Genomic DNA, 25,865 nt, shown 5'->3' with positions numbered 1-25,865 from the left:
ATGGATGCATTAGTTAAACTGGTGCTAGAACGCCTAGAAAAGCGCATGACATCCACTGCTACTTTTATGGTCACAGAGTGCAATAGCTATGATGAGCATATATTGTTGCAGAACCAACTCATTTCTTTCGCTGGTATAGATTATGGTCATTTACGAGAGTTAATGTGCGATACATTGGTGCCTTGGGTTGCCTATTTACATCGTGCATTAGCGTATGACTGTGAGGTGACGATACACCTAGCAGTTCCTGTAACCTCGTTGATGAATCCATCAGTCATTCTAGATTGGCCTATCAAATTTCTAGATAAATTTGGTCGTCCTATATATGCCAGTCATCAAGCGTGGATAACGACCTCTTTTGTTAGATCTTGTGAAAGTCAGTCTATTATCGTCATATATAGGGGACAACGGTTCACCATGGCTGCTCGAGATGAAATCGAGCGCTTAGGTATCACAATAATTGAAGGGAACGAGAAGTATGCAAGTCGGTAAAGTTGTGGGTAGTATCGTATCTACTCAAAAGCATGAATCTCTAAAGGGAATGAAACTGATGATGGTAGATATTCTCGATGGAGAACAAGAGTTGACGGGGCGCATAGAAATCGCCGTCGATACAGTATGTGCTGGTGAAGGTGAATATGTGCTTCTAACTCGAGGCTCATCGGCACGGCATATTTTCGAAGATGATAAAGGCACCGCAGTAGATTGCGCTATTGTGGGTATTATTGATAGTTTTGAAAAATAATTGTATAGGAAATAGCTGGTGCCAGAGTTAAACCTAGTTATTGTGTCACATCATGAATGTATCCTTGATTGTGGACACCGTTAGTTGACATGGTCATTGCATCAGCAATGCAACCTATATGGAGGTTCATGATGGAAAACAATACACAGTTGAAAGAAATGATCCGCTCCATGGTTATAGATATATTACAGGGGCAAAAGCAAGAAATGGCCTCATCACAACCTATTAAACAAGCGCCTAGAGGTCAAGTTGAGCCAGGTGTATTTGATACGGTTGATGAAGCAATTCAAGCTGCAAAAGCAGCGCAAGCACGCTTTGAAGATTGTACCTTGGCAACCCGTGAAAAGGTAATAGCAGACATCCGTGCTGCTATGCGTCCACGAGTGCAAGAGTTGGCTCAGAAAACCGTTGACGAAACGGGGATGGGTCGCGTTGCGGATAAAGTACTAAAATTAAACCTTACACTAAATAAAACACCGGGCGTAGAAGACCTTGTTACAGAGTGTGAAACTGGTGATAATGGTATGACATTATATGAATTATCAGCCTATGGTGTCATCGGTGCTATAACGCCAAGTACGAATCCGGCAGAAACATTAATATGTAATTCCATCGGTATGCTGGCGGCCGGAAATGCTATATTCTTTAGCGTTCATCCAGGCGCCAAGAATTTGAGTCGAGAGCTTGTTAGTGAGCTCAATCAAGTTATTGCTAAATCGATTGGCATTGAAAACCTTATTGTTACACTTCGAGAGCCATCTATTGAGTCTGCTCAAGAGATGATGCTACATCCAGATGTGAGCCTATTAGTTGTTACTGGAGGTCCTGGCGTAGTAAAACAAGCGCTTCAAAGTGGTAAAAAGGTTATCGGTGCTGGTGCAGGCAATCCACCGGCCTTTGTAGATGAAACGGCAGATATTAAAAAGGCCGCTCAAGATATTGTTCTCGGCGCTAGTCTAGATAATAATATTCTATGTATCGCTGAAAAGAGCGTTGTAGCCATGCGTCAAATTGAGCCACAGCTAGTTCAAGAAATGGTAAAAGCAGGTTGTATTCTCCTTGAAAATCAACAGGATATTCAACGCCTAGTCGATTTAACAGTGTTGCCAAATGGGACACCAAATAAAAAATTTGTCGGTAAAAATGCAAGCGTTATTCTTGATGCAGCACATATTCCGTACAATGGTGATCCACGGTTAATTATCATGCGGGCTCCAAAAAATCATCCCTTTGCAGTAATTGAGATGTTAATGCCTATTTTACCTGTTGTTACAGTAGATAGCTTTGACGAAGGTCTTGATGTATGCTTGATGTTAGAAGCAGGCTTACATCATACGGCCACAATGCATTCCTTGAATATGGAACGCCTCAACCGGATGGCTCGTAAAATGAAAACTTCCATTTTTGTTAAGAATGGTCCGTCCTATGCAGGGCTTGGATTTAGTGGTGAGGGTACGACAACCTTTACAATTGCTACACCTACTGGGGAATCTACTACATCGGCTCGTTGCTTTGCACGACGTCGTAGATGTTGCTTAACAACAGGATTTAATATTCGATAGGTGGTGAGCATATGAATAAATGGACTTTTCCAACCCAGATTTATGCAGGGCCAGATTCGTTAAATCGTCTTACAGCATTTTCTAATGAATCTATCCTTATCATATGCGATCCATTTTTAAAAGATTCTCCAAGCCTTACGTATGTGATGGGGTTAATGGACAGTAAAAATAAGGTAACCATCTACACTGATGTGGTACCTGATCCACCGATTACGCATGTAGTAAAGGGTATTGAGTTTATGGAAGGCATTAAACCAACTGTAATCATTGCCATAGGTGGGGGCTCCTGTATCGATATGAGTAAGGGCATTGCTTACTTTGGTCGTAAGTTAAAGCATATGGATATCAAATCCTTTATTGCTGTTCCTACTACTAGTGGAACTGGATCAGAAGTGACCTCTTTTGCTGTTCTTACAGATAGCGAAACACAAATTAAATATCCTCTTATGGATGATGCGGTATCACCAGATGAAGCATTATTAACGCCATTATTTGTAAAAACATCGCCTCCAAATGTTACTGCTTTTAGCGGTATGGATGTTCTTGTTCATGCGCTTGAAGCCTATGTAGCAACGTCTGCAAATAATTTTACTGATGCGTTGGCACAGCAAGCAATTGAGCTTGTCTTTGAATACCTACCAAAATGTTATAAGTCAACAGCCACAGACCAAGATCGCATGTCAATGCACGAAGCATCATGCCTTGCAGGACTTTCCTTTAACAAGGCTGGCGTGGGTCTCGTTCATGCCATGGCACATCAGTTGGGTGGGCAATTTCATGTACCTCATGGACTAGCTAACAGTATGCTTTTGCTTTATGTGATTGGATTTAATTGCTCTCGTAACCAAGAGGTGGCCAAGAAATATGCCCATCTATCTGCTAAGTTGGGCTTTGCATCGCATAAAGCATCCGATGGAGATAAAATAGGTGCATTACTAGAGGCGATTGTAAAACTACAACGAACTTTAGAATGTCCAATGACACTGACTGAATTTGGTGTAGATAAGGCTACATCTGAACCAAAACTTAACCTCATGGCAGATAGAGCACTAGAGGATATGTGTTATAGATTTAATCCATACCCAGCTAACCATGATGATCTTATCGGATTATATAAAAAGATTTTGTAACCTATATAGAGTGAATAATAAAACTCAAAAGTATATAATAAACAATACAAATACAAGAGGCTTTAATGATTTCATGGAAGCCTCTTTTTGTATGCCCTTATTCTTGTTAATTGAAATAGAAATAGAAATAATATTTACCTATTTATTGCTTAAGTTATGTGCTATTAGGTACACCTTTTTTCACCTTAGAATGATATAATTAATTTTACATCCTATCTCAATGTAGAGGTGTTATTCAAGTTTAGTCATATTCCATATAACTCATTGGAATATAGAAAAACATAGATTTTATCTACATTTGTTGTATAATATGTATAGGATATTTAAAAAATTAGATGTTTTTGTGAAAGCTTATCCTTATCTAAGTTTAATTAGATGTTTGGTGCATTATATTTTAGATTCATGCTCAATGTACTACTTTCACAATATGAGTATGATCTTGTGTGGTCATACGTTTTTTGAAAAGAGAGGTATTTATGCAACACATGCTACGCATGGGTATTGACGTGGGCTCTACAACGGTTAAAGTTGTACTATTAGACGAACACGATAATTATTTGTATAAAAAGTACATACGCCATTATGCAAACATTTTGGACACCGTATATACCTTGCTCCAAGAGGCTCAAGTGGGCCATGAAAATGATCAAGTTCATGTATGTATTACCGGTTCTGGTGGTATGGCGATGGCTGAAAAGGTACGCATTCCATTCGTGCAAGAGGTTATTGCTGAAACACGTGCTGTAAAAGCGTTGTATCCAGAAACTGATGTTATCATCGAACTTGGTGGTGAAGATGCGAAGGTAACCTATTTAGGTCAAACGGCAGAACACCGTATGAATGGTTCTTGTGCAGGTGGTACAGGTGCTTTCATCGACCAAATGGCGACTTTATTACAAACTGATGCATCTGGTCTTAACCAATTGGCCATGAATGCCGATACGATTTATCCAATTGCAGCACGCTGTGGCGTATTTGCTAAAACAGACGTACAAGCATTGTTAAACCAAGGCGCATCTCATGAAAATATTGCAAAATCCGTATTCCAAGCGATTGTAAATCAAACAATTGCGGGCCTTGCATGCGGTCATAAAATCGAAGGTAATGTAGCATTCCTTGGGGGGCCGTTAACATTCTTGTCCGAACTTCGTCAATGTTTCTGCGATACCTTAGAACTAGATGAAGCGCATCGCATTATCCCTGAAAATGGTGAATTATTCATCGCTTTAGGGGCGGCTTTGATGAAAGAAGACTGTCGTGAGATTACGGTTGGTCAATTAACAAAGGAAATTGGTGCCCTCATCGGTATTCCTATGGAGGCTACAGATCGTGTAGAGCCTCTATTTAAAAATGAACAAGAATTAGAAGAATTCCGCGCTCGTCACGCTAAGGCCGTAACGCCAAAAGCGAATATTGAAGATGCGCAAGGTCCTTGTTACCTTGGTATTGATGCTGGTTCTACCACTCTTAAGGTAGTTCTCATCAATAGCAATAAGGAAATCATATTCTCTCACTATGGTCCAAATCATGGTAAACCATTAGAAAAATCTCGTGAAATGATCGAGAAGATTTATGAACTGTTACCAAAAGGCGCGTATATTGCGCATTCTGGTGTAACGGGTTACGGCGAAGCGTTCCTTAAACGCGCCCTTGGTATCGATATTGGCGAAGTAGAAACAATGGCTCACTATCGTGCAGCTCGTTACTTCTGCCCTGATGTATCCTTTATCTTGGACATCGGCGGTCAAGATATGAAATGCTGTAAGGTTCGCGATGGCTATATCGAAGATATCGTATTGAACGAAGCATGCTCCTCTGGTTGCGGCTCCTTCATCGATACATTCGCATCCGGTCTACGCATTCCAATCGATCAATTCGCGAAGGAAGGTTTATTGGCATCCTTGCCAATCGACTTGGGTTCTCGTTGTACTGTATTTATGAACTCTAAGGTTAAGCAGGCTCAAAAAGAAGGTGCTACGGTACAAGATATTGCGGCAGGTCTTGCTTACTCTGTTATTAAAAATGCCCTTTATAAGGTTCTTAAGGTAAAAGATCCTAAAGAATTGGGTGATCATATCGTTGTACAAGGCGGTACATTCTACAATGAATCCGTATTGCGTGCCTTCGAGAAATTGATGGGCGTAGAAGTAATTCGTCCTGACGTATCTGGCTTGATGGGTGCTTATGGTATGGCCCTTCTTGCAGCTGAAACGGCAGAAGAGTTACAAAAGGAAAAAAGCACTTTGCTCGATAGTGATGGTCTTAACTCCTTACAAGTATCTACGACAATGCGTAATTGCGGACTTTGCTCCAATAACTGTATGCTTACCATCAATGCTTTCTCTGATGGTCGTACTTACGTAACGGGTAACCGTTGTGACCGCGGTGCGGGCGGTATGATTCAAGAAGAACGCAAAGCAGTTCCTAACTTAGTAGACGTTAAATTACGTCGTTACTTCGACTATTATTTGAAGAAAAATATTCCAGAGTTCGAAGGTAAAATGCGCGTAGGTATTCCTCGCGTCCTCAACATGTATGAGGATTTCCCATTCTGGTTTACATTCTTTAATACACTTGGCTATGAAGTAATCCTTTCCGATTACACTACAAAGGAACAATACAACAAGGCTATTGATACGATTCCATCCGATACAGCTTGCTACCCAGCAAAAGCGGTACATGGTCATATTCGTGATCTTGCGAATGCACAAGTAGACTTTGTTTGGTACCCTTGTATTCAACATGGCCCTAAGGAATTTAGCCGTGACAATAATTACCATTGTCCAATGGTTATTTCCTATCCGGAACTTATCAAAAACAACATGCAAGAGGTTCTAGGGGATACTCCATTCCACGCACCATTCTTGCCATTAGCTGATAAGAAATCTCTTGTTCCTGCTCTTGTGAAAGCATTGGACTTCTTGAATCTCAAGAAGAAAGATATTGCTAACGCTGTTGAAAAAGCGTGGGAAGAACAAGAAAATTGTAAGGCTTCTTACCGTGAAGCGACAAAGAAAACAGTATCTCGCCTCGTAGCAGAACAAATTCCTACCATCGTATTAGCTGGTCGTCCATATCATTTGGACTCCGGTATTAACCACGGTATTCCAGAGCTTATTACATCTCTTGGTATGGCTGTTCTTACAGAAGATGGCGTTGCGCCACTGGGGAATGAAATCAAGCATTTACGTGTTGTAGACCAATGGTCTTACCATAGCCGTCTATATCGCGCTGCTGAATTCGTAAGTAGAACAGAAGGCTTCCAAATTGTTGAGCTCAACTCCTTCGGTTGTGGCCTCGACTCTATCGTAGCGGATCAAGTAAAAGATATACTTTCAGCAAACCATAAGATTCATACCTTACTCAAAATTGACGAAGGTACAAACCTTGGGGCTGTAACGATCCGTTTGCGTTCCTTGCAATCTGTAATGGAACGTAGCTTGCGTCGTCATCACAACCCAGAGGCACCAGAAGTGGTGGAAGAACAATTGCCAACCTACGATTATAATCGCGTGGTGTTCACAGAGGAAATGCGTAAGACCTATAAAATCTTGGTGCCACAAATGTCACCATTGCATTTTAGCCTCTTAGATCCAGTCCTCAAAAATGAAGGCTATAACTTTGAAATGTTGCCAGCACCAACGCGTGACGATATTGAAGTGGGCTTGAAATATATCAATAATGATGCATGTTACCCAGCGATTATCGTTGTTGGTCAGCTCATGTCTGCACTATTATCTGGTAAATACGACATCAATAAAACAGCTGTTATCATCTCTCAAACAGGTGGTGGTTGCCGTGCTACAAACTACATTGGCTATTTGCGTAAAGCATTGATTGACGCTGGTATGAAACAAGTGCCAATCCTATCTCTTAATGCAAGCGATATGGAACGTCAACCAGGCTTCAAATTGACAAAAGGTTTCTTGCATCGTATGATCCAAGCCGTTGTTTACGGTGATGCCCTCATGCAATGCGTATTGGCTACACGTCCTTACGAAACTAACCCGGGCTCTACAGATGCATTATGTGATTACTGGATTAAAAAATTACGTGAAAACATTACATCTGCCAGCCTTCGTCAGTATAATAAGTACATCAAAGAAATCATTCATGACTTTGATAACTTACCGGTCAATAAAGATGTACAAAAACCTCGCGTTGGCGTCGTAGGGGAAATTTACGTTAAATTCCACCCAAGTGCTAACAACCATATCAATGAACTCATTGAAAAAGAAGGTGGCGAAGTCGTTACATCTGGTTTATTAGACTTCTTCTTGTACTGCGCAATGGACAGTACATATCGTGCTAAGCACCTTGATGGTACATGGCTATCTGGCTTCTTTGGTACATTGGCTCGTGAAGCCCTTGAACTCTACCGCTTGCCATACGCTAAAGCAGTAGCAGCGTCTAAAAACTTTGACCCTCTACAACGTATGACAGAAGTAGCAAAAGAAGCGGCTCACTACATTGGTCTTGGTAACCAATGCGGTGAAGGTTGGTTCCTCACAGGCGATATGATTGACCTCATTGAAAAAGGGGCTAAACAAATCGTATGCTTGCAACCATTCGGCTGTTTACCAAACCACGTTACAGGTAAAGGCATGGTTAAAACACTATCCGCTGCCTACCCAGACGTGCGCATTGCTGCTATCGACTACGATCCAGGCTCCAGTGCAGTAAACCAAGCAAATCGACTAAAACTATTACTATCGACAATGTTTGAATAAAAGCGTGCTCCGTTATATTTTCAATGGGGCCCCGTGACAATTACATATTACTAGTATAGAAAAAACACAGCCCTCTCTTGGCTCAGTACGTCACTACGTTCCGTAAAATCGCTGCAGAGAGGACTTTGTTCTTTTCTATATAGACCTGTTATGAGGACGTCCCATTGAAAATATAACTAGTGCAGATATGGATAGATGTAAGGAGATGTGGCTATGCCACATCTCTTTTTCCTACAATCAGTTGGACAGGTGCTTTCCTTTATTGTGCATAGTGTATTTGTAAAAAAGAATTAGCAGATTTTAATTTAAGCTGTATAGCCCCACAATGGGACGCCTCTACAGGTAGTGTTAATATAAATAAGATACCCCTTTCCGAAGCGATTTTACGAAGCGTAGCGCCGTACTGAGCAAGGAAAGGGGTATCTTATTTATATACTAATATTATTCTGTTGTAGTTGGGCCCCATTGTGGGGCTTACAGAAACGTATAAAATAAATTATTCTTTTTCTACTAAACCATACAAGCACAATAAGGAAAGCACTGCACATACTAGCATTGTAATCCCCATTGGTATGCCCGTATGATCCCCACCTATACCAACTAATGGTGATACAATACCTGCTGCAAACATGCTTGCAAAGCCTAGTATGGCAGAGGCACTGCCTGCCATTTTTCCATAGTTAGTCATAGCCATAGAGAAGGAGGCGGAACCGAATAAGGAAACTGTGCACACCGTAAAGAATAGAATTGTTGTTACAGGAATGAGAGACCATTCAAAAATCATGGCTACTAAGAATAGTAAGGAGCCGATAGTCAGTTCCCATAGACTGAATGTAAGTATTTGACGAGATGTTACGACATTACTTACTCGTCCGCTAATGGCACTGGCCAAGATAATGCCGCAACTATTGATACCAAAAAGATAACTAAATTTCTGGGCTGAAAGTTGGAAAATATTTTGGTATACAAAGGATGAACCTGAGATATAGGCAAAGAAAGCGCCGAAAGCAAAGAATTGAATTAAAGATTGTCCCAGGAAACGTTTATCTTTGATCAGTGTAAAGTAGTTATTTATAGCCGTAGCAAGGCCGCCAGTAACGCGTTTTTCCTTTGGTAAGCTTTCACGGAAAAGAAGAGAACCTAGCAATAGAATAGCAGAGAATACGGCTAAGATTATAAAGATAACGCGCCATGTGGTAAGAAGTAGTAGTTGACCGCCTACTAAAGGTGCAAGGACTGGTGCGAGTCCGTTAACCATCATGAGCATAGCAAAAAGTTTAGTCAGTTCTTGACCAGATGCAAAGTCTCGAGCGATGGCTTTGGCAATTACAACGCCTACAGATCCGGTTAAACCTTGTAGAAATCTTCCTAGTAAAAGTATTTCGATACTCGGTGCATAGGCACATATAAGGCCAGAAATAACACATAGTAAATTGCCTATAATAAGTGGTACCTTACGCCCCATTGTGTCACTAATAGGACCACCAAATAATTGGCCTAATGCAACGCCAAAGGTCATAATACCAATGGTCATTTGAATATTTGATGCTGTTGTATTTAATTCACCAGGCATAATCGGTAATGCCGGTAAATACAGATCTGTTGCGAGCGGTGTAATAGCTGTTAACATGCCAAGGAATACTACCAAGATAAAGGAAACCTTAGCAGAATTTTCTTGAGTCATACAATCCTCCTATCTTAAAATGGGAAAAATAAAAGCCTGCGAATCGCACTTCGCAGACTGCATTTAATTTTTTCTATTTGATACGATGTATTTTATCATGATTAAGAAAAAATATCTATATGAAATATTGAGTTTGCTATATCTCTATTTATAGATTACAATTAGTATATTAATTATATCTAAAAAAATCAATGTACTTATTGGCGATGGGAGAATTATATGAAATATTTAATAAAAGGTTTTGTGTTAGCTGCAATTGTAGTAATCGGGACTGCTACGGTTTCTTCTGTAGAAGCTATTAGTTCTGATGAGGCTGTACAGAGTGCCTTAGCGCGTGTACCGGGTGCAACAGTTGCAAATGTAACTGAATTCAATCGTGATTATGAGAATGGCCGTTTAGAGTATGAAGGTGAAATACATTATAACGGTTATGAATATGATTTTGAAATTGATGCAGATACTGGAACCTTTACTAAATGGGAAGTAGAGCAAGAGGCTTATTAATAGATTGTTACAATTATATGTAGCAAATTAGTGAAATCTAAACTGTAGTATCATTAAGCTATGTTATATATAGTATTCTCATATGTGGCAACAAAAAAGAACAGCTCGTGAAGAGCTGTTCTTTTTTGTATTGTTACCAGTTCTTAGAAGAAGAAGTGGTGAATTTCATGGATGAAATGTTGACCGAAGAAGGAGATACAACCATGCATAACGATGAAGATCAAGAAGTATTTGAATGCGCTGTTCATGATAACGCTTGCTTCGATTTCATGTTCTAAGTTGTGAGCTTCTTCAGAATTAATTTCTTTATGGTTTTCTAGGTATGCTTTCAAAGCAGGACCTACGGCACCAATAGAAATCGCGATGGATTGTGGGGATAACATTTTGCCGATACCAGCTGCACCGGAGTTAACTGCTGCCAACCAGAAGCCAAGGTCTTCGAAGTTTGTAGGATCTAAACCTTGAGCTGCAGCGATTTGAAGTGGGCCAAACAATACGTTGGAGTTTGTACCGGAACCAGTCAAGAAGGCACCCAACGCACCTACGATAGGAGCGAATAGAGGGTACAAGGAACCTGTACCAGCAACCATTGCTTTCGCAATATCTGCAGTCATACCAGAGTAAGTCATCAATTTAGCTGTCATAACAACTGTGATGATTGTAAGGTATGTGAATTTCAAGTTTTTAACTGTGGAACCCAATGTACCGAAGATTTCGCCAGCTTTTGCTTTTTGGATGAAACCACCAACAATACCAGCGATGAAGATCATGATACCAGGAGTTGCAATCCATACGAATGTGTAAGGTTTTGCACCAGGACCTTGGTAGATAGGTACAGATGTTTTAATGGACGCAAGAGGACCATTAATTGCAGGGAACAATTTGGAAGTTAATAACAATAATACGAAGATTAAGATGAATGGCATTGCAGCTACAAGGCCTTCACCACCAGAAACTTTTGGAACTTCGCCAGTTTGTTTAACTGCGTATGCAGGATCATTAGGAGGCATAATTTTTGCACAGATAATGATAACTGCCATGATAACGATGGATGCAGAGATTACGGATAATTCTGGACCCATTACTGCGTTGATTATAGTTTCAGGAATAGCTAAAGCTAAACCGGAAAGCAATGTAACAAGGAATACGCCTTTTAACGCTTTGACACCGCCACCAATGATCATAACAACGAAGAATGGAGCGATAAGGTTAAGTAAGAATAATTGTACGGAAATGAATGTACCTAAATGGCTTGGATCAAGGCTTGTTAAGGATGCCAATGTAGTTGTTGGAATACCGATAGAGCCGAATGTTGTTGGTACGGAGTTCGCAACGAGACATGCGATGATAGATTTTAGTGGGTCGAAACCTACGGCAACCATCATAGCAGCTGGAATTGCAACGGCAGTACCAAAGCCAGCCATACCTTCCATGAAGGCACCGAAGCCCCATGCAAGTAACAATGCAAGTACACGAGTATCAGATGTTACAGAAGAAAGCATTGTTTTAATAGTTTCCATTGCTTTCGTATGTACTACCAAGTTATAAACGAAGATAGCAGCTGTAATAACTAATAGGATTGGCCAGATTGCCAAAGCGGCACCTTCAAGGGCACCAGTGACCATAATAAATGGATCAGATTGGAATGCTGTAATAGCGATGATGAAAGAACCGATTGCAGCAACACTTGTTGCTTGCCATGCTGGTAATTTCAAGATGGATAACGCTACGATCAACCAAATGATTGGAGATAGCGCTAATAGAACGGTGATAGCACTCATTTCTAAAATCATCCTTTCAAGAAAAATAAAAATATATGCTTAACAGGACGATGTAGCTTAATCAATTTAATTGATGAGTAAATCGCTATTGTATTAAGTTGTAAAAGTTCAGTTAAAATAAAGGATTACAATAAAATAACAGATATACTTATCATAAAAAGTGATATGTCTCTTAAAAATTTTTAACCTCATTACACATGAGGTTAAGAATATAAGAGAGGGGACATAAACAGTGTTTATGTCCCCTTCTTTACTGACTACATGTCCGTGTTAGGGCCTTTGTAAGGTCTTAGGTATTAGTAGTTACCTTTGAACATTGTAGCAGGAGCTTCTGGTACATAATCGCCGAAGTAGGATTTGAAGTCTAAACCTAATTCATTGCAAAGATCTTGAACTTCTAGCATTGTACCGTTAAGTACAGGGATGCCTTCAGCTTTAACTTTTTCAACGGATTCATGTTCTTTTTCACCATGAGTGTAAATGCGGTCTTGACCAGCAGCTTTAGGAGCTTCACGTAATTCTTGTAAGAATTGGGAGAAGTGTTTTTTGATTTCAGCTGGGTCACCGAAGAATTCAGGGTTGATAGCCATGAAGCCGTGGCAGATATTGGATTTACCGCCAACCATACATTTGTTGGAAGTACCGCCTTGGGACAAGATGGAGGAGAATAATTCAGCAATCATGCCGTTACCATAACCTTTGTGGCCGCCAAGAACTTCTGTAGCACCACCTAAAGGAAGGATACCGCCGCCTTCATGACGGGAGATGTTGCCCAATACTTCAGCTGCATCAGTGGAAGGAACGCCGTCTTTGTTAACAGCCCAACCATCTGGAGTAGCTTTGCCCATTTTGTTGTACATTTCAAGTTTACCACGAGTTACTACTGTAGTGGAGCAATCGAAGAAGAAGTCAACAGGATCAGCAGGTACAGTCCAAGCGATAGGGTTAGAACCAAGCATAGCTTTACGAGCATATACAGGAACCATGATTGCTTCGGAGTTTGTACAAGAGAAACCGATTAAGCCTTGGTCGGATGCCATTTTAGCATAGTAACCAGCGATACCATAGTGGTTGGAGTTACGTACGGATACGATACCAACACCGGATTTTTTAGCTTTTTCGATAGCCATTTCCATAGCCATGTGGCCCAAGATTTGGCCCATGCCGTCATGACCGTCGATAACTGCGGAAATTGGAGTTTCTTTTACGATTTCAGGTTTTGCGTCGATTTTGATCAAGCCATTAGTGATACCTTTGTGGTAACGAACCATACGTTGCATACCATGGCTTTGAATACCGAACAAGTCGGAAGTCAAAAGTACGTCTTGGATGATGTCAGCTTCTTTTTCGGAGAAACCGAATTTTTGGAAAGCGTCCATGCTTAATTTTTTCAATGTTTCATAAGGGAATAACACAGTGTTTTTTGCGTCTGCCATCGTTAAAACCTCTTTTCAGAAAATATGTACCTGATATAGTAACGTCACTCTAAAATATCATGAAGTTTAAATGATATCTGGTGAGCTCTATATCCTCTCAAATGACAATGTCAGTATAGCACAGAAAGAAGTGAGATTGAATAGTCTTACAGTCTGAAACACATTACTAAATACGCATACGTACCGGTGATGTTTGTCACATATTCCGAGGTCGATTGCTGAAACATCCGATTATACCTAAAACTATATGGTTATGACTTTTAGTTATGATTGCATGATTTTTTTTTAGATTTTCAGTATTTTTATAGAGCTTATTAGTATATCTGTATAGGCTTTGAGCAAGAATGAGAATGGATAAACATCGATAAAACTTGAAATGTTCAATAACATATATAAAAATTTTTGATATGTATGGCAACGTATTGTGATAACTGAATGTATTGATATGCATGATATGCAATGATTTTAATCTTTGTGAAGATAGAAAATGTGTTAAAGGTTACACTTATACAGACAATGCTGTAATATAATATAAATATACATCCTATAGTTTATATAATTTATAAGCGAGGTGCTTATTTTGAAAGAATACAAATCAGTATGTCCTTATGATTGCCCAGATGCATGTGGTCTAATCGTATCGGTAGAGAACAATAGAGTAGTATCTGTTCGTGGTAATAGAGATCATGCTTTTACAAGAGGTACATTGTGCCCTAAAATGGCGCATTACGAACAAGTGGTTCATTCTCCATTGCGTTTACAGTACCCAATGAAACGGATTGGTAAAAAAGGAATCGGTGAAGACCAATATATACGTATCAGTTGGGATGAGGCATTAGATACCATTGTTAATAATTTTAAAGAAACTATTAGTACTCATGGCAGTGAAAGTATTTTGCGCTACTCCTATGCAGGTACGATGGGTGTGATTCAAAGCCCAGCAGCGGATTACTTTTTCCGCCGTATTGGTGCTACAGACCAGGACCGTGGTATTTGCTCCCCTGCAAAACAGGCAGGATTCCGCTCTGTTTATGGCGATACACTAGCCATTAAACCTCAAGAGGCACAACATAGTGATTTAATTGTTCTATGGGGCATTAATGCCACTGCTACTGATGTTCATATCTTACATGATGTAAACATAGCAAAAAAGAATGGCGCTCGAGTTTGGATTATTGATACTCATAAAACCTATACTTTTAATCAAGCTCATGAACATATTTACGTAAAACCTGGTAGTGATGGCGCCTTAGCGTTAGGTATGCTTCATATTATTCATCGAGACGGTTTAGCAGATATAGATTTTATTAAGGAACATGTACAAGGCTATGATCAGCTCGTAAACGATGTGTTGCTTGATTTTACACCGGAAAAAGCATCTGAACTTTGTGGCGTTTCCGTAGAACGTATGATTGAGTTTGCCCATGCCTATGCTAAAGCTAAGGCTCCATTTATACGTCTTGGCAGTGGGTTATCACGCTATGGGAATGGTGCTATGAACTGTCGTGCTATTAATGCATTACCTGCTGTAGTTGGAGCTTGGCAATATTTAGGCGGTGGCTTATTATCGAGTGCTAGTGGTAGTAAGTTTGTGGGCAAAGAAGTGATGCAACAGGCTCATGTGGATGCACCAGCAAAGCGATTGATGCCTATGATTAAACTAGGTGAAATGCTTACAAACCCATCAGGTACAGCTGTGCATAGTCTTTATGTATTCTCTAGTAATCCGGCTATAACAGCACCTGATCAAAATGTAGTGCGAAAAGGCTTGATGAGAGATGATTTATTTACGGTTGTTCACGAACGTTTCTTTACCGACACATGTAAATACGCCGATATTGTATTGCCCGCCACAACATCAGTAGAACATGACGATATATATAACTCCTATGGGCACTATACAATTGGAACGGGTTATAAATTAATCAATCCTATTGGCGAATCCCGCTCTAACTGGCAAGTGATTTCTGAATTAGCTAAACGTATGGGACTTACAGATGAATTCTTTAAGCATAGTGAACGAGATTTAATAGACCAAATTGTAAGTGCGTCGCACCGTATTTCTAAGGATGATCAAAATTTAATTCTCCAAGGTGAACCAGTAGAGATGACGTTGCCTGAAAATTATAAATTAGATTTTAAAACGCCATCTGGAAAGATTGAGTTATATAATCCACATGATGTGGAGCCACTAATTCGTTATTTACCGCCTTATGGAGATAGTGCACCATTCTGGCTTATTATCGGTAATGATATTCGCATTTTAGATTCTAGCTTCTGTGAGTTAGAGTTTGATGATCCTGAATTGATGAAACTACGCATCAATCCTAAAGATGCAAAAGTATATAACATTAATGATGGTGATGAAGTTGAAATCTACAATAATCGTGGTAGTGTAAAAATTAAAGCATACTACGATGAAGAGGTACAACGAGGTACATTGGTAACCCTTGGCGTATGGTGGCAATCACAATCTAGTGATCCTAATGTAGGTATTAATGTACTTACAGCAGACAGACCTACGGATCAAGGTTGGGGTAGTACATTCTATGATGTGCAAGTTCACATCAAAAAGGCGGATATTTAATTCCCTTTACTTATAGGAATAACGTTATGCTAATATGTCATAACAAGAATATTTTTATTGCATACATATCCTCATTAGGATTATAATAGTAATATTATTTCTATATATAACCTGAAGGGGGTTACGTTTATGAATGGTAATGATAAATTATCTGCCCGTGCCTATTGGGCTATAGGCATGATGTTATTCGCCCTATTCTTTGGGGCAGGGAACTTGATCTTCCCAGCGGCCTTAGGTCAACATTCTGGTGATAACGTAGGTTGGGCTTTGCTCGGCTTCATATTAACAGGTGTAGGCCTTCCACTATTAGGTGTTGCAGCGATGGGGTACTCCTCCTGTAAAGATGTTGAAGAACTTGCGAGCCGTGTTCATCCGATTTATGGCTTGTTGTACACAATTTCTCTTTACTTGAGTATCGGTCCAATGTTTGCGACGCCACGTACTGGTACTGTAGCTTATGAAATTGCAATTAAACCTTTCACAGAAGGTTTAAGCATGAATATGGAACCAATTTTCTTGGCATTATTCTTTGGTGTTTCTTTGTGGTTATCCATTAGTCCACAAAAGCTTGTTAATCGTATCGGTAATATTTTGACACCAGCATTACTACTTGTAATTCTGTTGTTAATTATTAAATCCTTTATGACTCCGCTAGGCGGCTATGCAGTGCCACAACCAGCTTATGGTGATGCACCTACAGCTGTGTTGCAAGGATTCTTGGACGGCTATAATACGATGGATGCGTTGGCTTCCGTAGTATTTGCTATTCTTGTAATCGACTTTGTTCGTCTTAGCGGCGCTACATCTCGTGCGGTTATTACAAAAACAGTAATGGAAGTAGGCGCTATTGCTGTAGGTCTTCTCGGTATTGTTTATGTATTTATCGCTAACATTGGTGCTACTAGTGTTGAACGTTTTGGTTTGTTTGATACAGGTGCTCCTGTGTTGTCCGTAAGTGCTAACTACTTGTTCGGTGAATTCGGTCAAATTATCTTGGCTATCATCGTTCTTCTAGCTTGCTTGTCTACAAGTATCGGTCTTATCACTTCTTGTGGTACGTACTTCCACAAGTTGACACCGAAGATTAGCTATAAATTATATGTAGTAATCTTCTCCGTAGCAGCATTTGGTCTTAGCATGTTCGGTTTGAAAACAATCATCAGTGCAGCGATTCCAGTGTTGATGCTCTTGTATCCGTTAACGATTGTAATCATCTTGTTGGCACTTCTTCACAATGTGTTCGGTGGTCGTCGTTGCGTATACGCATGGACAATGGCTTTCACAATGATCTCTGCACTTATGACTGGTCTTGAAACGGCAGGTATTGCACCTGCTGCATTGGAACAGCTCTTTACTCAATACATTCCATTCCAGGCTGCTGGGATGGGCTGGGTGAGCTTTGCGGTATTAGGCTTCGTTGTAGGTCTTATCCATAAAGGTCTTGTGTCCGAAAATAAATAATAGTATTAAAGGTTCTATACTTTCGTTTTTGGTGAAAGTATAGAACCTTTTTGTGTCTTAAGGGTTGTCATATAAAATTGATTTTGTGAGTAGAAGTTTCTATAATAAGAATATAGATAATGAAAGAAGGAAGGAAGATTTTATGCGTAGTACTCATTGTTTACCTAGTTATAGTTTTGGCGGTCATGAGGTGTTTGACGCTATTCCCAAATTTACAAAATTATATGGTAAGTCTGTAGCTATCATCGGTGGTGAGACAGCTCTTTCTAAAGCTTTGCCACACATTCGTCCAGTGCTTGATAAAGCAGGGATTAAAGTGCTAGATATTATTCACTTTGGTGGAGAGTGTACTTTCTCTCGAGGTAAGGAAATTGCACAAATGGCTTCTGTAAAAGATGCGGACTTTATGTTTGCTGTTGGTGGCGGTAAGGCCATGGATACGGTAAAAGTAGTAGCTCTAGAGTTAGATGATAAACCATTCTTTACAATTCCGACCATTGCCTCTACTTGTGCTGCAACGTCAGAAGTCGCAGCTGTATACACTGCAGAGCATACTTTTGATGACGTAGCCTTTGTAAATCATCCTCCTGTGCACTGCTTTATTGATGCTGATATTCTCGTAGAAGCACCAAGCCGTTACTTGTGGGCGGGAATGGGAGATACTATTGCAAAACACTATGAAACTCATCTTTCTGCTCGCAATCGTGAGCAAGATTATAATACTCAGTTAGGCCTTACTCTAGCTTCTATGTGTAGTGAACCAATTTTAGCACATGGTATACAAGCCTATAAAGACAGTCAAGCTAAAAAACGTAGTGATGCATTTGATACCATTGCTATGACTGTTATCTTTACTACCGGTATTGTATCGGGTTGTGTTCCTATGGCATATAATAGTAATATGGCTCATGCTGTATGTTATGGCTGTGTTACTAATAAAGAAACAGAAGAAAACCATTTACATGGTGAAATGGTAGCATATGGCTTACTTATTTTGTTAACCGTTGACCAACAAATGGATGAATTACAACGGTGGTTGCCAATATACCGCGAATTAGGTTGGCCTACTAAACTTTCACAGTTAGGTCTTACTGCATCGCATATTCCTCAAATTGTTGAAAAGGCTACATCTGTTCATGATATTGACGTATCTCCGTACAAAATTACAGCAGATATGTTGACTAAGGCTATTCAATACATGGAATCTCTTGATTAATATAATTTGTAACCGTTTGTGTATGTTATGTGATGAGGTTATAAATGCGAAAAATTGTAAAGGGTGGCTTATATCGTCATTTTAAAGGCATGTACTATTATGTGTTAGATGTTGCAACTCATTCGGAAACGAGTGAACAGTTCGTAGTGTATCAAAAATTATATGATCAACGTGACTTATATGTACGACCACTAGATATGTTTTTGAGTTATGTGGATCAAGAAAAATATCCTGATGTAGAGCAGAAAGAGCGATTTAAGTTAATGAGCGGACGTGATTAGGAGGGCCTGTGGAACAGAAATTTTTCTTTTTCGATATAGACAATACCTTAGCTGTGTGGCCGGAAGGTAAAATTCCTGACAGTGCTCAATATAGCTTAGATGAATTAAAGCGCCGTGGTCATAGGGTGGCACTAGCGACAGGCCGTATCCAAGTAGATGCAAAGCGTTTTGCTGAGCAAGCAGGTCTTACAGATTTTGTAGCAGATGGCGGACATAGTGTTACTGTTAATAATGAACTAGTGTCCATGATTGGCATGGATCGTGATGCATGCATTAACTATTTGGAATATTTAGAGTCCCATAATATTCCTTGGGCTGTAACAGATCGGAATAAATTAGGCCGAATTACGCCGTATAAGGAGATATTAGATTGGCATCCGAATTGGGATGTTTTTAAAACGACAGTAGATCCTAATTTTGACTTTCATAATGTAGAAGAGTTTTATAAGATTTATGTGTTCTTTAAAGAAGGGGAAGAAGAGGAAAAAGAAATTGAGCATATGACGCATAAGCTCATTCGTTATGGCGATGGCTGTGTTTTATATGAACCAATGGAAAAAGCTTTGGGTATTCGCAATATGCTTGATCATTTTGGTATGAAACCTAATCAAGCCGTAGTGTTTGGTGACGGATATAATGATTTGTCTATGTTTAGACCAGAATGGCTTAATATTGCCATGGGGAATGCACGTGCTGAATTAAAAGAAAAAGCCGATTATATCACTACCGACTGTGATAAGGATGGTATTTATAATGCGTGTAAGCATTTCAAGTGGATTGATTAGTTTGAGTTAATTCCTGTAAGTTATGTGAATTATAATGTTTGGTAACCGTAGCTACAGATTTGTGGTAGATTAATTAGTATAATGCGCTTAGATTCATACTTGTGTATTTATAGGAGAAGAGAAGTCATGAATAACAAACGCAAATTTTTTACCACTTTACTATGTGTAGCAACCCTGACGACAGGTCTATTGATTTCTGGTTGTAGTGTTAATAAGGTAAGTAATCTTGGCTCTGCTGTATCCTCTGTAGTCGGTGATAATGATGAGAAGGCGGCTGCAAAGCTTAATACTCTCATCGATGCAACTAACCAGTTCAATAGCAATAATGCGGCATTTGCTCAATTCCAAGCAGACGGTTTGGCGCAATTAAAAGGTGGCTTCCAAGAAGGTGCTATTACTAATCAACCTCACTATGACAGATTACAAGACGCTTTGGAAAAATCTAAAAAAGAAGGTTCTACATTCAAAGATCTTGATGCAGAACGGGACAATCTATTGAACGTTCTTAATGAATTAGTGCCAGTATATAAAGAGTTGACTTCTTATAATGACTCTAAAGCCTATATGAACGATGGTGGTGCTAAAGGTAAAGAGTTAGCTGCTAAATATGTAGCTTCTGTAGAAAAATTTGATGCAGCGTATACTAAATTTAGTGATGTTCTTACAAAAACTAACAATGAACAAACTCAAAAACAAGTTGAAAAATTGAAAAAAGAAGGCAAGAAAGGTTATGCGGCAGCAATGGAATCTACGCTTCGCTTGACTAACCTTGTAGAAAACCTTGAAAAAGCTCCTCAAAAAGCTGATAAAGCAGCTGTAGAAAAAGAGCTTTCAGAAATCGAAGCATTGCTCAAGAGTGTGAATAATGATCGTGGCCAAGTTCTGGCTGATCGTTACAATTCCGTAGTCGGTTCCGTACGTCAAGTCCTTGCAGACTCAAACGAAAATAATCTTGACGAAATGATTCAATCCTTCAATGCTTATATTGATACCTATAACAGTACGAACCCAGAACAATTTGATGGTAAATAATAGCTAATATATAACTGAAAGTATAAGGTTATATAAATTGGTAAATTTAATAATTATTTAAACCAAATTTTCTCTAAAACATGATATACTAAAAAAGAGCCGCTCACGGGTTGAGCGGCTTTTCTATGTGAATTTTACATACATGTTAGTATATACGATACATTTTTGGGGGAACTATGAACTGGAAACGCTTGGCTTTATGCGCAATGTTAGGGATTACAATGCTTGGGACAGCGGCATGTGGTACAAAAAGTGGGGAACAACCACAAGGGAATACTGTAAAAGCAGAAACGGTAGCTATGCCTAATTTCTCTAATGCACCAATTGCTGATGAATACGCTATTTTTGATACAAATTATGGTCAATTCAAAGTTCGATTGTTAGGCTCTAAAGCACCTATTACAGTAAAAAACTTTGATTACCTAGTGAAAAAAGGTTTCTATAATGGTGTTACATTCCACCGCGTTATCGAAGGCTTTATGATTCAAGGCGGGGATCCAGATGGTACAGGTGCTGGCGGTCCAGGCTATACAATTCCTGATGAGTTCTCCAATGATTTACACTTCAATAAAATGGGCGTTCTTGCCATGGCAAACCGAGGCCCTAATACAGGTGGCTCTCAGTTCTTTATTACATTGGGACCTACAGATTGGTTAGATAACAAACACACTATCTTTGGCACTGTAGTACAAGGCATGGATGTAGTTGAAAAAATTGGCAAAGTAAAAACAGGCCGTAATGATAAACCAGTAGAGCCAGTAATCATCAATACTATTACGTTGGAACCGATTACTGATGATGCAAAAAATGGCAAATAAGGAGGTTAAGTCTGAAGAGCGGCACTATGTGTACTTGGTGCGTTGCGCAGACGATTCCTTGTATTGCGGGTGGACCACCGATATTGAACGCCGTATAGAGGCTCATAATGGGCTTATTCCAGGCGGTGCTAAGTATACGAGAGGGCGACGTCCTGTTGAATTGGTGTATTCTGAAAGCTTTCACAATAAACAAGATGCACAACGTAGAGAATATGCCATAAAACAGATGACAAAGACTAAGAAATTGCGACTCATTGAGGGTGCAAAATAGTCTTTGATTATGGTATAATATGATGATTAATTACTGCCATGGAGGTTGAAAAATGAAGCGGGTTCTAGTGTCCGTAAAAAGTGTACAACGAGATATGGACGGCAAGGATACCGTAGTGGAACTGATTTCCCCTGGTACATCACATGAAAAGGGTAATGCCCAGTATGTGCGTTACGAAGAATCTAGTGTGACTGGCTTAGATGGGGTAAAGACGACCATTAAAATCCATGATGACTCTATTGTATTGCTTCGAACAGGGGCTGTTAATATGCGTCATCAATATGTCCGTGGTGAAGAGCGCGAATCCGTGTATGAAACACCGTATGGTGATTTGCACATGGCCGTGAATACTCATGAATTAACAGCAGACTTTCACGACGGCGTAGGTCATGTTCATTTAGGATATGACATTTCCGTCGAAGGTGAATGGCAATTTTATAATCAGTTAGATATAGACGTGCGGGAGGATACAGAGCATGGACATGAAGGAAATCCTGAAATCGGGGATTGAACAGGCATTACAAGATACGATTAACAGCGGTGGTTTACCAGCTGGGGAATATCCAGAAATCGTTCTCGAAGTGCCACCTCAAAAAGAATTCGGTGATTTTTCTACAAATATCGCTATGCAATCCGCTCGTGTAGCTCGTCAAAACCCTCGTGCTATTGCAGAGGCTTTGATTAGCCATATGAATTTTGATTGGCTCGAACGCGCTGAGGTTGCTGGTGCAGGTTTCATCAATTTCTTCTTGAAATCTGATATGGTATACGATACGTTGAAAGCTATTTTAAATGCTGGCGATCAATATGGTGTTCAACCATTGCGTGCACGCGATACGATTCAAGTAGAGTACGTAAGTGCGAACCCAACAGGTCCGTTACATGTCGGCCATGGTCGTGGTGCTGCGTATGGTAGTGCACTTGTAAACTTGTTGCGTGCAGCAGGTTACAATGTACAATCCGAGTACTACATCAATGATGCGGGTAACCAAATCGATAATATGGCTATCTCCATTGAATACCGTTTCCAAGAGTTGCAAGGTGCTACATTAGTATTCCCACCTAAGCGCAACGAAGACGGCTCCATGCCTGAATTTGATATTCCAGAAGGAGCTCTCGTGTTCCCTGAAAATGGCTACCGTGGTCCTGATATTATCGAGACTGCAAAAGCTATTGCAGAACGAGAAGGCTTCGATAAATTAAATGCTATGAACGAAGCTGATCGTGTAGCATTGTTTAAAGAAGAGGGTTTAAAAGAAAAATTAGCTCGCTTAGAGGAAACATTAAGCAATTTCCGTGTTACTTTCGATAATTGGTTCTCTGAACGTACTGTCCATGAAGCTGATGAAATTCATCACTCCGTAGAGGCGTTAAAGGCTCTTGGCAAAGTGTATGAAAAAGACGGTGCATTGTGGTTGAAATCTACTGACTATGGCGATGATAAAGACCGTGTAGTTATTCGTGATAATGGAGTTCCTACATATTTAGCGGCAGATATTGCATACCACCGCAATAAATATGATCGTGGCTTCAAAGAAATGATTGATATTTGGGGCGCTGACCATCATGGTTATGTATGCCGTGTAAAAGCTGCTATGGCTGCTTTTGGTTATGACCCAGATAAACTAACAGTATTATTGTTACAAATGGTAGCATTGTTCCGCGATGGGCAACTCGTTAAATTATCTAAACGTAGCGGCGATAGCGTTACATTAGATGAATTGATTGAAGAGGTTGGCGTAGATGCATCTCGTTACTTCTTCTTGATGCGTTCTCTAGATAGCCAACTTGATTTTGATATTAACTTGGCTAAATCTCGTAGCAATGATAACCCAGTATATTATATCCAATATGCTCATGCCCGTATTCACAGCATTTACAACCAAGTGCGTGAAGCAGGCATTGCATTTGGTGATTATAGTGAAACTGATTTCACAACGCTTACAAGCGAAATGGAATTAGAATTGATTAAAAAATTAGCTGAATATCCAGAAGAGGTCGTTCAATCTGCCGAACATCGTGCACCACATCGTATTGCTCGTTACTTATTCGATTTGGCAAGCATGTTCCATTCCTTCTATCGTCAAGGTCGTATCATTGGCGTAGATCCAGCGTTGCAACAGGCTCGTCTAGGATTAATCACAGCGATTGCCCTCGTACTTCGTCAAGGCTTGGGTATTTTAGGTATTTCTGCTCCGGAAAAAATGTAATAGGTGGGAGGCATCATGGCAACTAAGTATATTTTCGTAACTGGCGGCGTTGTTTCTTCTCTTGGTAAAGGGATTACAGCAGCATCCTTGGGTCGCTTGCTTAAAAACCGCGGTTTCAATGTAACGATTCAAAAATTTGACCCATACATTAATATTGACCCTGGTACGATGAGCCCTTACCAACACGGTGAAGTATTCGTAACAGATGACGGTGCTGAAACTGACCTTGATTTGGGTCACTATGAACGCTTTATCGATATTAACCTTAGTAAACGTTCCAACATTACAGCAGGTAAAGTGTACTGGTCTGTAATCAATAAAGAACGTAAAGGTGATTACTTGGGCAGCACTGTACAAGTTATTCCACACATTACAAATGAAATCAAACAAAACGTATACCGCGTAGGTAAAGAGGATAACGCTGATGTAGTTATCACTGAAATCGGTGGTACTGTAGGTGATATTGAAAGCTTGCCATTCATGGAAGCTATCCGCCAAGTGAAAAAAGAAGTAGGTCGTAATGATGTACTTTACATTCACGTAACATTGGTGCCTTACATCAATGCAGCAGGCGAGTTGAAAACTAAACCTACACAACACAGCGTAAAAGAATTGCGCAGCATTGGTATTCAACCAGATATTTTGGTATGCCGCAGCGAAAAACACATTTCTGATGAAATGAAAGAAAAACTTGCTTTGTTCTGTGACGTAGAACCAGAAGCAGTTATTGAAAACCAAACTTGCAGCTCCATCTATGAAGTGCCATTGATGATGCAAGATCAAGGTCTTGATGATATTGTTATCAAAAAATTAGGCCTTGAAGAACGCCCTTGCGATATGGCTGAATGGAAAGAAATGGTTCATAAAATCTTGAACCCTAGTAAAGATATTACAGTTGCTATCGTTGGTAAATATGTAGCATTACATGATGCGTATTTATCCGTAGTTGAAGCTCTAGATCATGCTGGTATTGCTACGGGTACTAAAGTAAATATTCGTTGGATTGACTCCGAAGAACTTGATGATACATCTGTAGATCCTAAAGAGGTATTTGATGGTGTTGAAGGTATCATCGTACCTGGTGGATTTGGTTCCCGTGGTGTAGAAGGTAAAATCCGCACAATTCAATATGCTCGTGAAAACAATATTCCATATCTTGGTCTATGCCTTGGCATGCAATCTGCAGTAATGGAATTTGCTCGTAACGTATGTGGTATGGAAGGTGCTACATCTAGCGAATTTGACGAAAATGCTAAGTACAAAGTAATCGACTTGATGAGTGATCAAGTGGATGTAGATAAAAAAGGCGGTACAATGCGCCTAGGTATCTATCCATGCAAAGTAGAAGCAGGTACAAAAACTCATGAAGCCTATGGTGAAGATTTGATTTATGAACGTCATCGTCACCGTTATGAGTTCAATAATGAATATCGTCAACAATTGACTGATGCTGGCCTTGTTATCTCTGGTACATCTCCAGATGGTCGTTTAGTTGAAAGTATTGAAGTGAAGAATCATCCATTCTTCATTGGTACACAAGCTCATCCAGAGCTTAAATCCCGTCCAAATAATGCACATCCATTATTCCACGGCTTCGTAGATGCGATTTTGGAACTTAAAAAATAGAGAATA

Annotated in this window: 20 protein-coding genes; 17 read left to right on the top strand and 3 right to left on the bottom strand. The window is 39.8% G+C overall.

Translation table 11 applies throughout. The annotated features are described in order from the left end of the window. The 5 genes from pduM (at nucleotide 1) to VEIT17_RS08195 (ending at nucleotide 8,167) form a co-directional block, all read left to right on the top strand. On the top strand, nucleotides 1-492 hold the full coding sequence (pduM, locus tag VEIT17_RS08215; RefSeq protein ID WP_024066334.1) for a PduM family microcompartment protein: 492 nt from the start codon (nucleotides 1-3) through the stop codon (nucleotides 490-492). Beyond that, nucleotides 461-745 (top strand): EutN/CcmL family microcompartment protein, encoded by a 285-nt coding sequence (locus tag VEIT17_RS08210; protein ID WP_008602356.1) that lies wholly within the window; start codon nucleotides 461-463, stop codon nucleotides 743-745. The genes pduM and VEIT17_RS08210 overlap by 32 nt, the downstream gene beginning before the upstream one ends. Nucleotides 746-873: 128 nt before the next feature. Next, nucleotides 874-2,307 carry an aldehyde dehydrogenase family protein gene (locus VEIT17_RS08205; protein WP_277872755.1) on the top strand — a complete coding sequence of 478 codons (1,434 nt, stop codon included), beginning with the start codon at nucleotides 874-876 and terminating at the stop codon, nucleotides 2,305-2,307. Nucleotides 2,308-2,318: 11 nt separating this feature from the next. Then, nucleotides 2,319-3,437 carry a 1-propanol dehydrogenase PduQ gene (locus VEIT17_RS08200; protein ID WP_178885589.1) on the top strand — a complete coding sequence of 373 codons (1,119 nt, stop codon included), beginning with the start codon at nucleotides 2,319-2,321 and terminating at the stop codon, nucleotides 3,435-3,437. A 476-nt stretch (nucleotides 3,438-3,913) separates the two neighbouring features. Beyond that, nucleotides 3,914-8,167 (top strand): 2-hydroxyacyl-CoA dehydratase, encoded by a 4,254-nt coding sequence (locus VEIT17_RS08195; protein ID WP_178885587.1) that lies wholly within the window; start codon nucleotides 3,914-3,916, stop codon nucleotides 8,165-8,167. Nucleotides 8,168-8,663: 496 nt separating this feature from the next. Here the strand turns inward: VEIT17_RS08195 and VEIT17_RS08190 are convergent, their stop codons facing one another. Next, nucleotides 8,664-9,851 (bottom strand): multidrug effflux MFS transporter, encoded by a 1,188-nt coding sequence (locus VEIT17_RS08190; RefSeq protein ID WP_178885585.1) that lies wholly within the window; start codon nucleotides 9,849-9,851, stop codon nucleotides 8,664-8,666. A 219-nt stretch (nucleotides 9,852-10,070) separates the two neighbouring features. Here VEIT17_RS08190 and VEIT17_RS08185 point away from each other — a divergent pair, with 219 nt between their 5' ends. Continuing rightward, complete coding sequence (locus VEIT17_RS08185; protein WP_178885583.1) at nucleotides 10,071-10,355, top strand: PepSY domain-containing protein; 285 nt, start codon at nucleotides 10,071-10,073, stop codon at nucleotides 10,353-10,355. A gap of 143 nt (nucleotides 10,356-10,498) precedes the next feature. On the opposite strand, the gene VEIT17_RS08180 is transcribed toward VEIT17_RS08185, so the two are convergent. After that, entirely contained in the window at nucleotides 10,499-12,136 is a 1,638-nt protein-coding gene (locus tag VEIT17_RS08180) for an L-lactate permease (RefSeq protein WP_178885580.1), read from the bottom strand. 296 nt (nucleotides 12,137-12,432) lie between these two features. Next, the gene (locus VEIT17_RS08175; RefSeq protein WP_105084988.1) at nucleotides 12,433-13,572 is read right to left on the bottom strand and encodes an Ldh family oxidoreductase; all 1,140 of its coding nucleotides are present in this window, start codon (nucleotides 13,570-13,572) and stop codon (nucleotides 12,433-12,435) included. Nucleotides 13,573-14,152: 580 nt separating this feature from the next. Between VEIT17_RS08175 and VEIT17_RS08170 the strand changes: the two genes are divergently transcribed. The 11 genes from VEIT17_RS08170 (at nucleotide 14,153) to VEIT17_RS08120 (ending at nucleotide 25,859) form a co-directional block, all read left to right on the top strand. Further along, nucleotides 14,153-16,159 carry a molybdopterin-containing oxidoreductase family protein gene (locus VEIT17_RS08170; protein WP_178885578.1) on the top strand — a complete coding sequence of 669 codons (2,007 nt, stop codon included), beginning with the start codon at nucleotides 14,153-14,155 and terminating at the stop codon, nucleotides 16,157-16,159. 129 nt (nucleotides 16,160-16,288) lie between these two features. After that, nucleotides 16,289-17,620: a branched-chain amino acid transport system II carrier protein gene (gene brnQ, locus VEIT17_RS08165; protein ID WP_156719226.1), complete on the top strand. Its 1,332-nt coding sequence runs from the start codon at nucleotides 16,289-16,291 to the stop codon at nucleotides 17,618-17,620. Between the two features lie 142 nt (nucleotides 17,621-17,762). Then, entirely contained in the window at nucleotides 17,763-18,836 is a 1,074-nt protein-coding gene (locus VEIT17_RS08160; protein WP_129823417.1) for an iron-containing alcohol dehydrogenase family protein, read from the top strand. A gap of 44 nt (nucleotides 18,837-18,880) precedes the next feature. Next, a complete protein-coding gene (locus VEIT17_RS08155; protein WP_178885576.1) occupies nucleotides 18,881-19,117 on the top strand; it encodes a DUF1653 domain-containing protein in 237 nt (78 codons plus the stop codon). 8 nt (nucleotides 19,118-19,125) lie between these two features. Continuing rightward, nucleotides 19,126-19,902, top strand: a complete 777-nt coding sequence (locus VEIT17_RS08150; protein ID WP_005385327.1) for an HAD family hydrolase — start codon at nucleotides 19,126-19,128, stop codon at nucleotides 19,900-19,902. A gap of 126 nt (nucleotides 19,903-20,028) precedes the next feature. Next, the gene (locus VEIT17_RS08145; RefSeq protein WP_178885574.1) at nucleotides 20,029-20,934 is read left to right on the top strand and encodes a DUF3829 domain-containing protein; all 906 of its coding nucleotides are present in this window, start codon (nucleotides 20,029-20,031) and stop codon (nucleotides 20,932-20,934) included. A 176-nt stretch (nucleotides 20,935-21,110) separates the two neighbouring features. After that, nucleotides 21,111-21,752, top strand: coding sequence for a peptidylprolyl isomerase (locus tag VEIT17_RS08140; RefSeq protein WP_105084982.1), 642 nt, complete (start codon nucleotides 21,111-21,113; stop codon nucleotides 21,750-21,752). Then, entirely contained in the window at nucleotides 21,742-22,023 is a 282-nt protein-coding gene (locus VEIT17_RS08135) for a GIY-YIG nuclease family protein (protein WP_227283576.1), read from the top strand. The genes VEIT17_RS08140 and VEIT17_RS08135 overlap by 11 nt, the downstream gene beginning before the upstream one ends. Nucleotides 22,024-22,075: 52 nt before the next feature. After that, nucleotides 22,076-22,534: a YwiB family protein gene (locus VEIT17_RS08130; RefSeq protein ID WP_119207060.1), complete on the top strand. Its 459-nt coding sequence runs from the start codon at nucleotides 22,076-22,078 to the stop codon at nucleotides 22,532-22,534. Next, nucleotides 22,500-24,233, top strand: a complete 1,734-nt coding sequence (gene argS, locus VEIT17_RS08125; RefSeq protein ID WP_119207061.1) for an arginine--tRNA ligase — start codon at nucleotides 22,500-22,502, stop codon at nucleotides 24,231-24,233. The genes VEIT17_RS08130 and argS overlap by 35 nt, the downstream gene beginning before the upstream one ends. A gap of 15 nt (nucleotides 24,234-24,248) precedes the next feature. After that, nucleotides 24,249-25,859, top strand: coding sequence for a CTP synthase (locus VEIT17_RS08120; RefSeq protein ID WP_178885572.1), 1,611 nt, complete (start codon nucleotides 24,249-24,251; stop codon nucleotides 25,857-25,859). Nucleotides 25,860-25,865 lie beyond the last annotated feature (6 nt).

Source organism: Veillonella nakazawae, assembly GCF_013393365.1.
Taxonomy (GTDB): Bacteria; Bacillota; Negativicutes; order Veillonellales; family Veillonellaceae; genus Veillonella; species Veillonella nakazawae.
The sequence above is the reverse complement of the archived record's forward strand: the minus strand, read 5'-3'. Positions and strand labels throughout refer to the sequence as shown.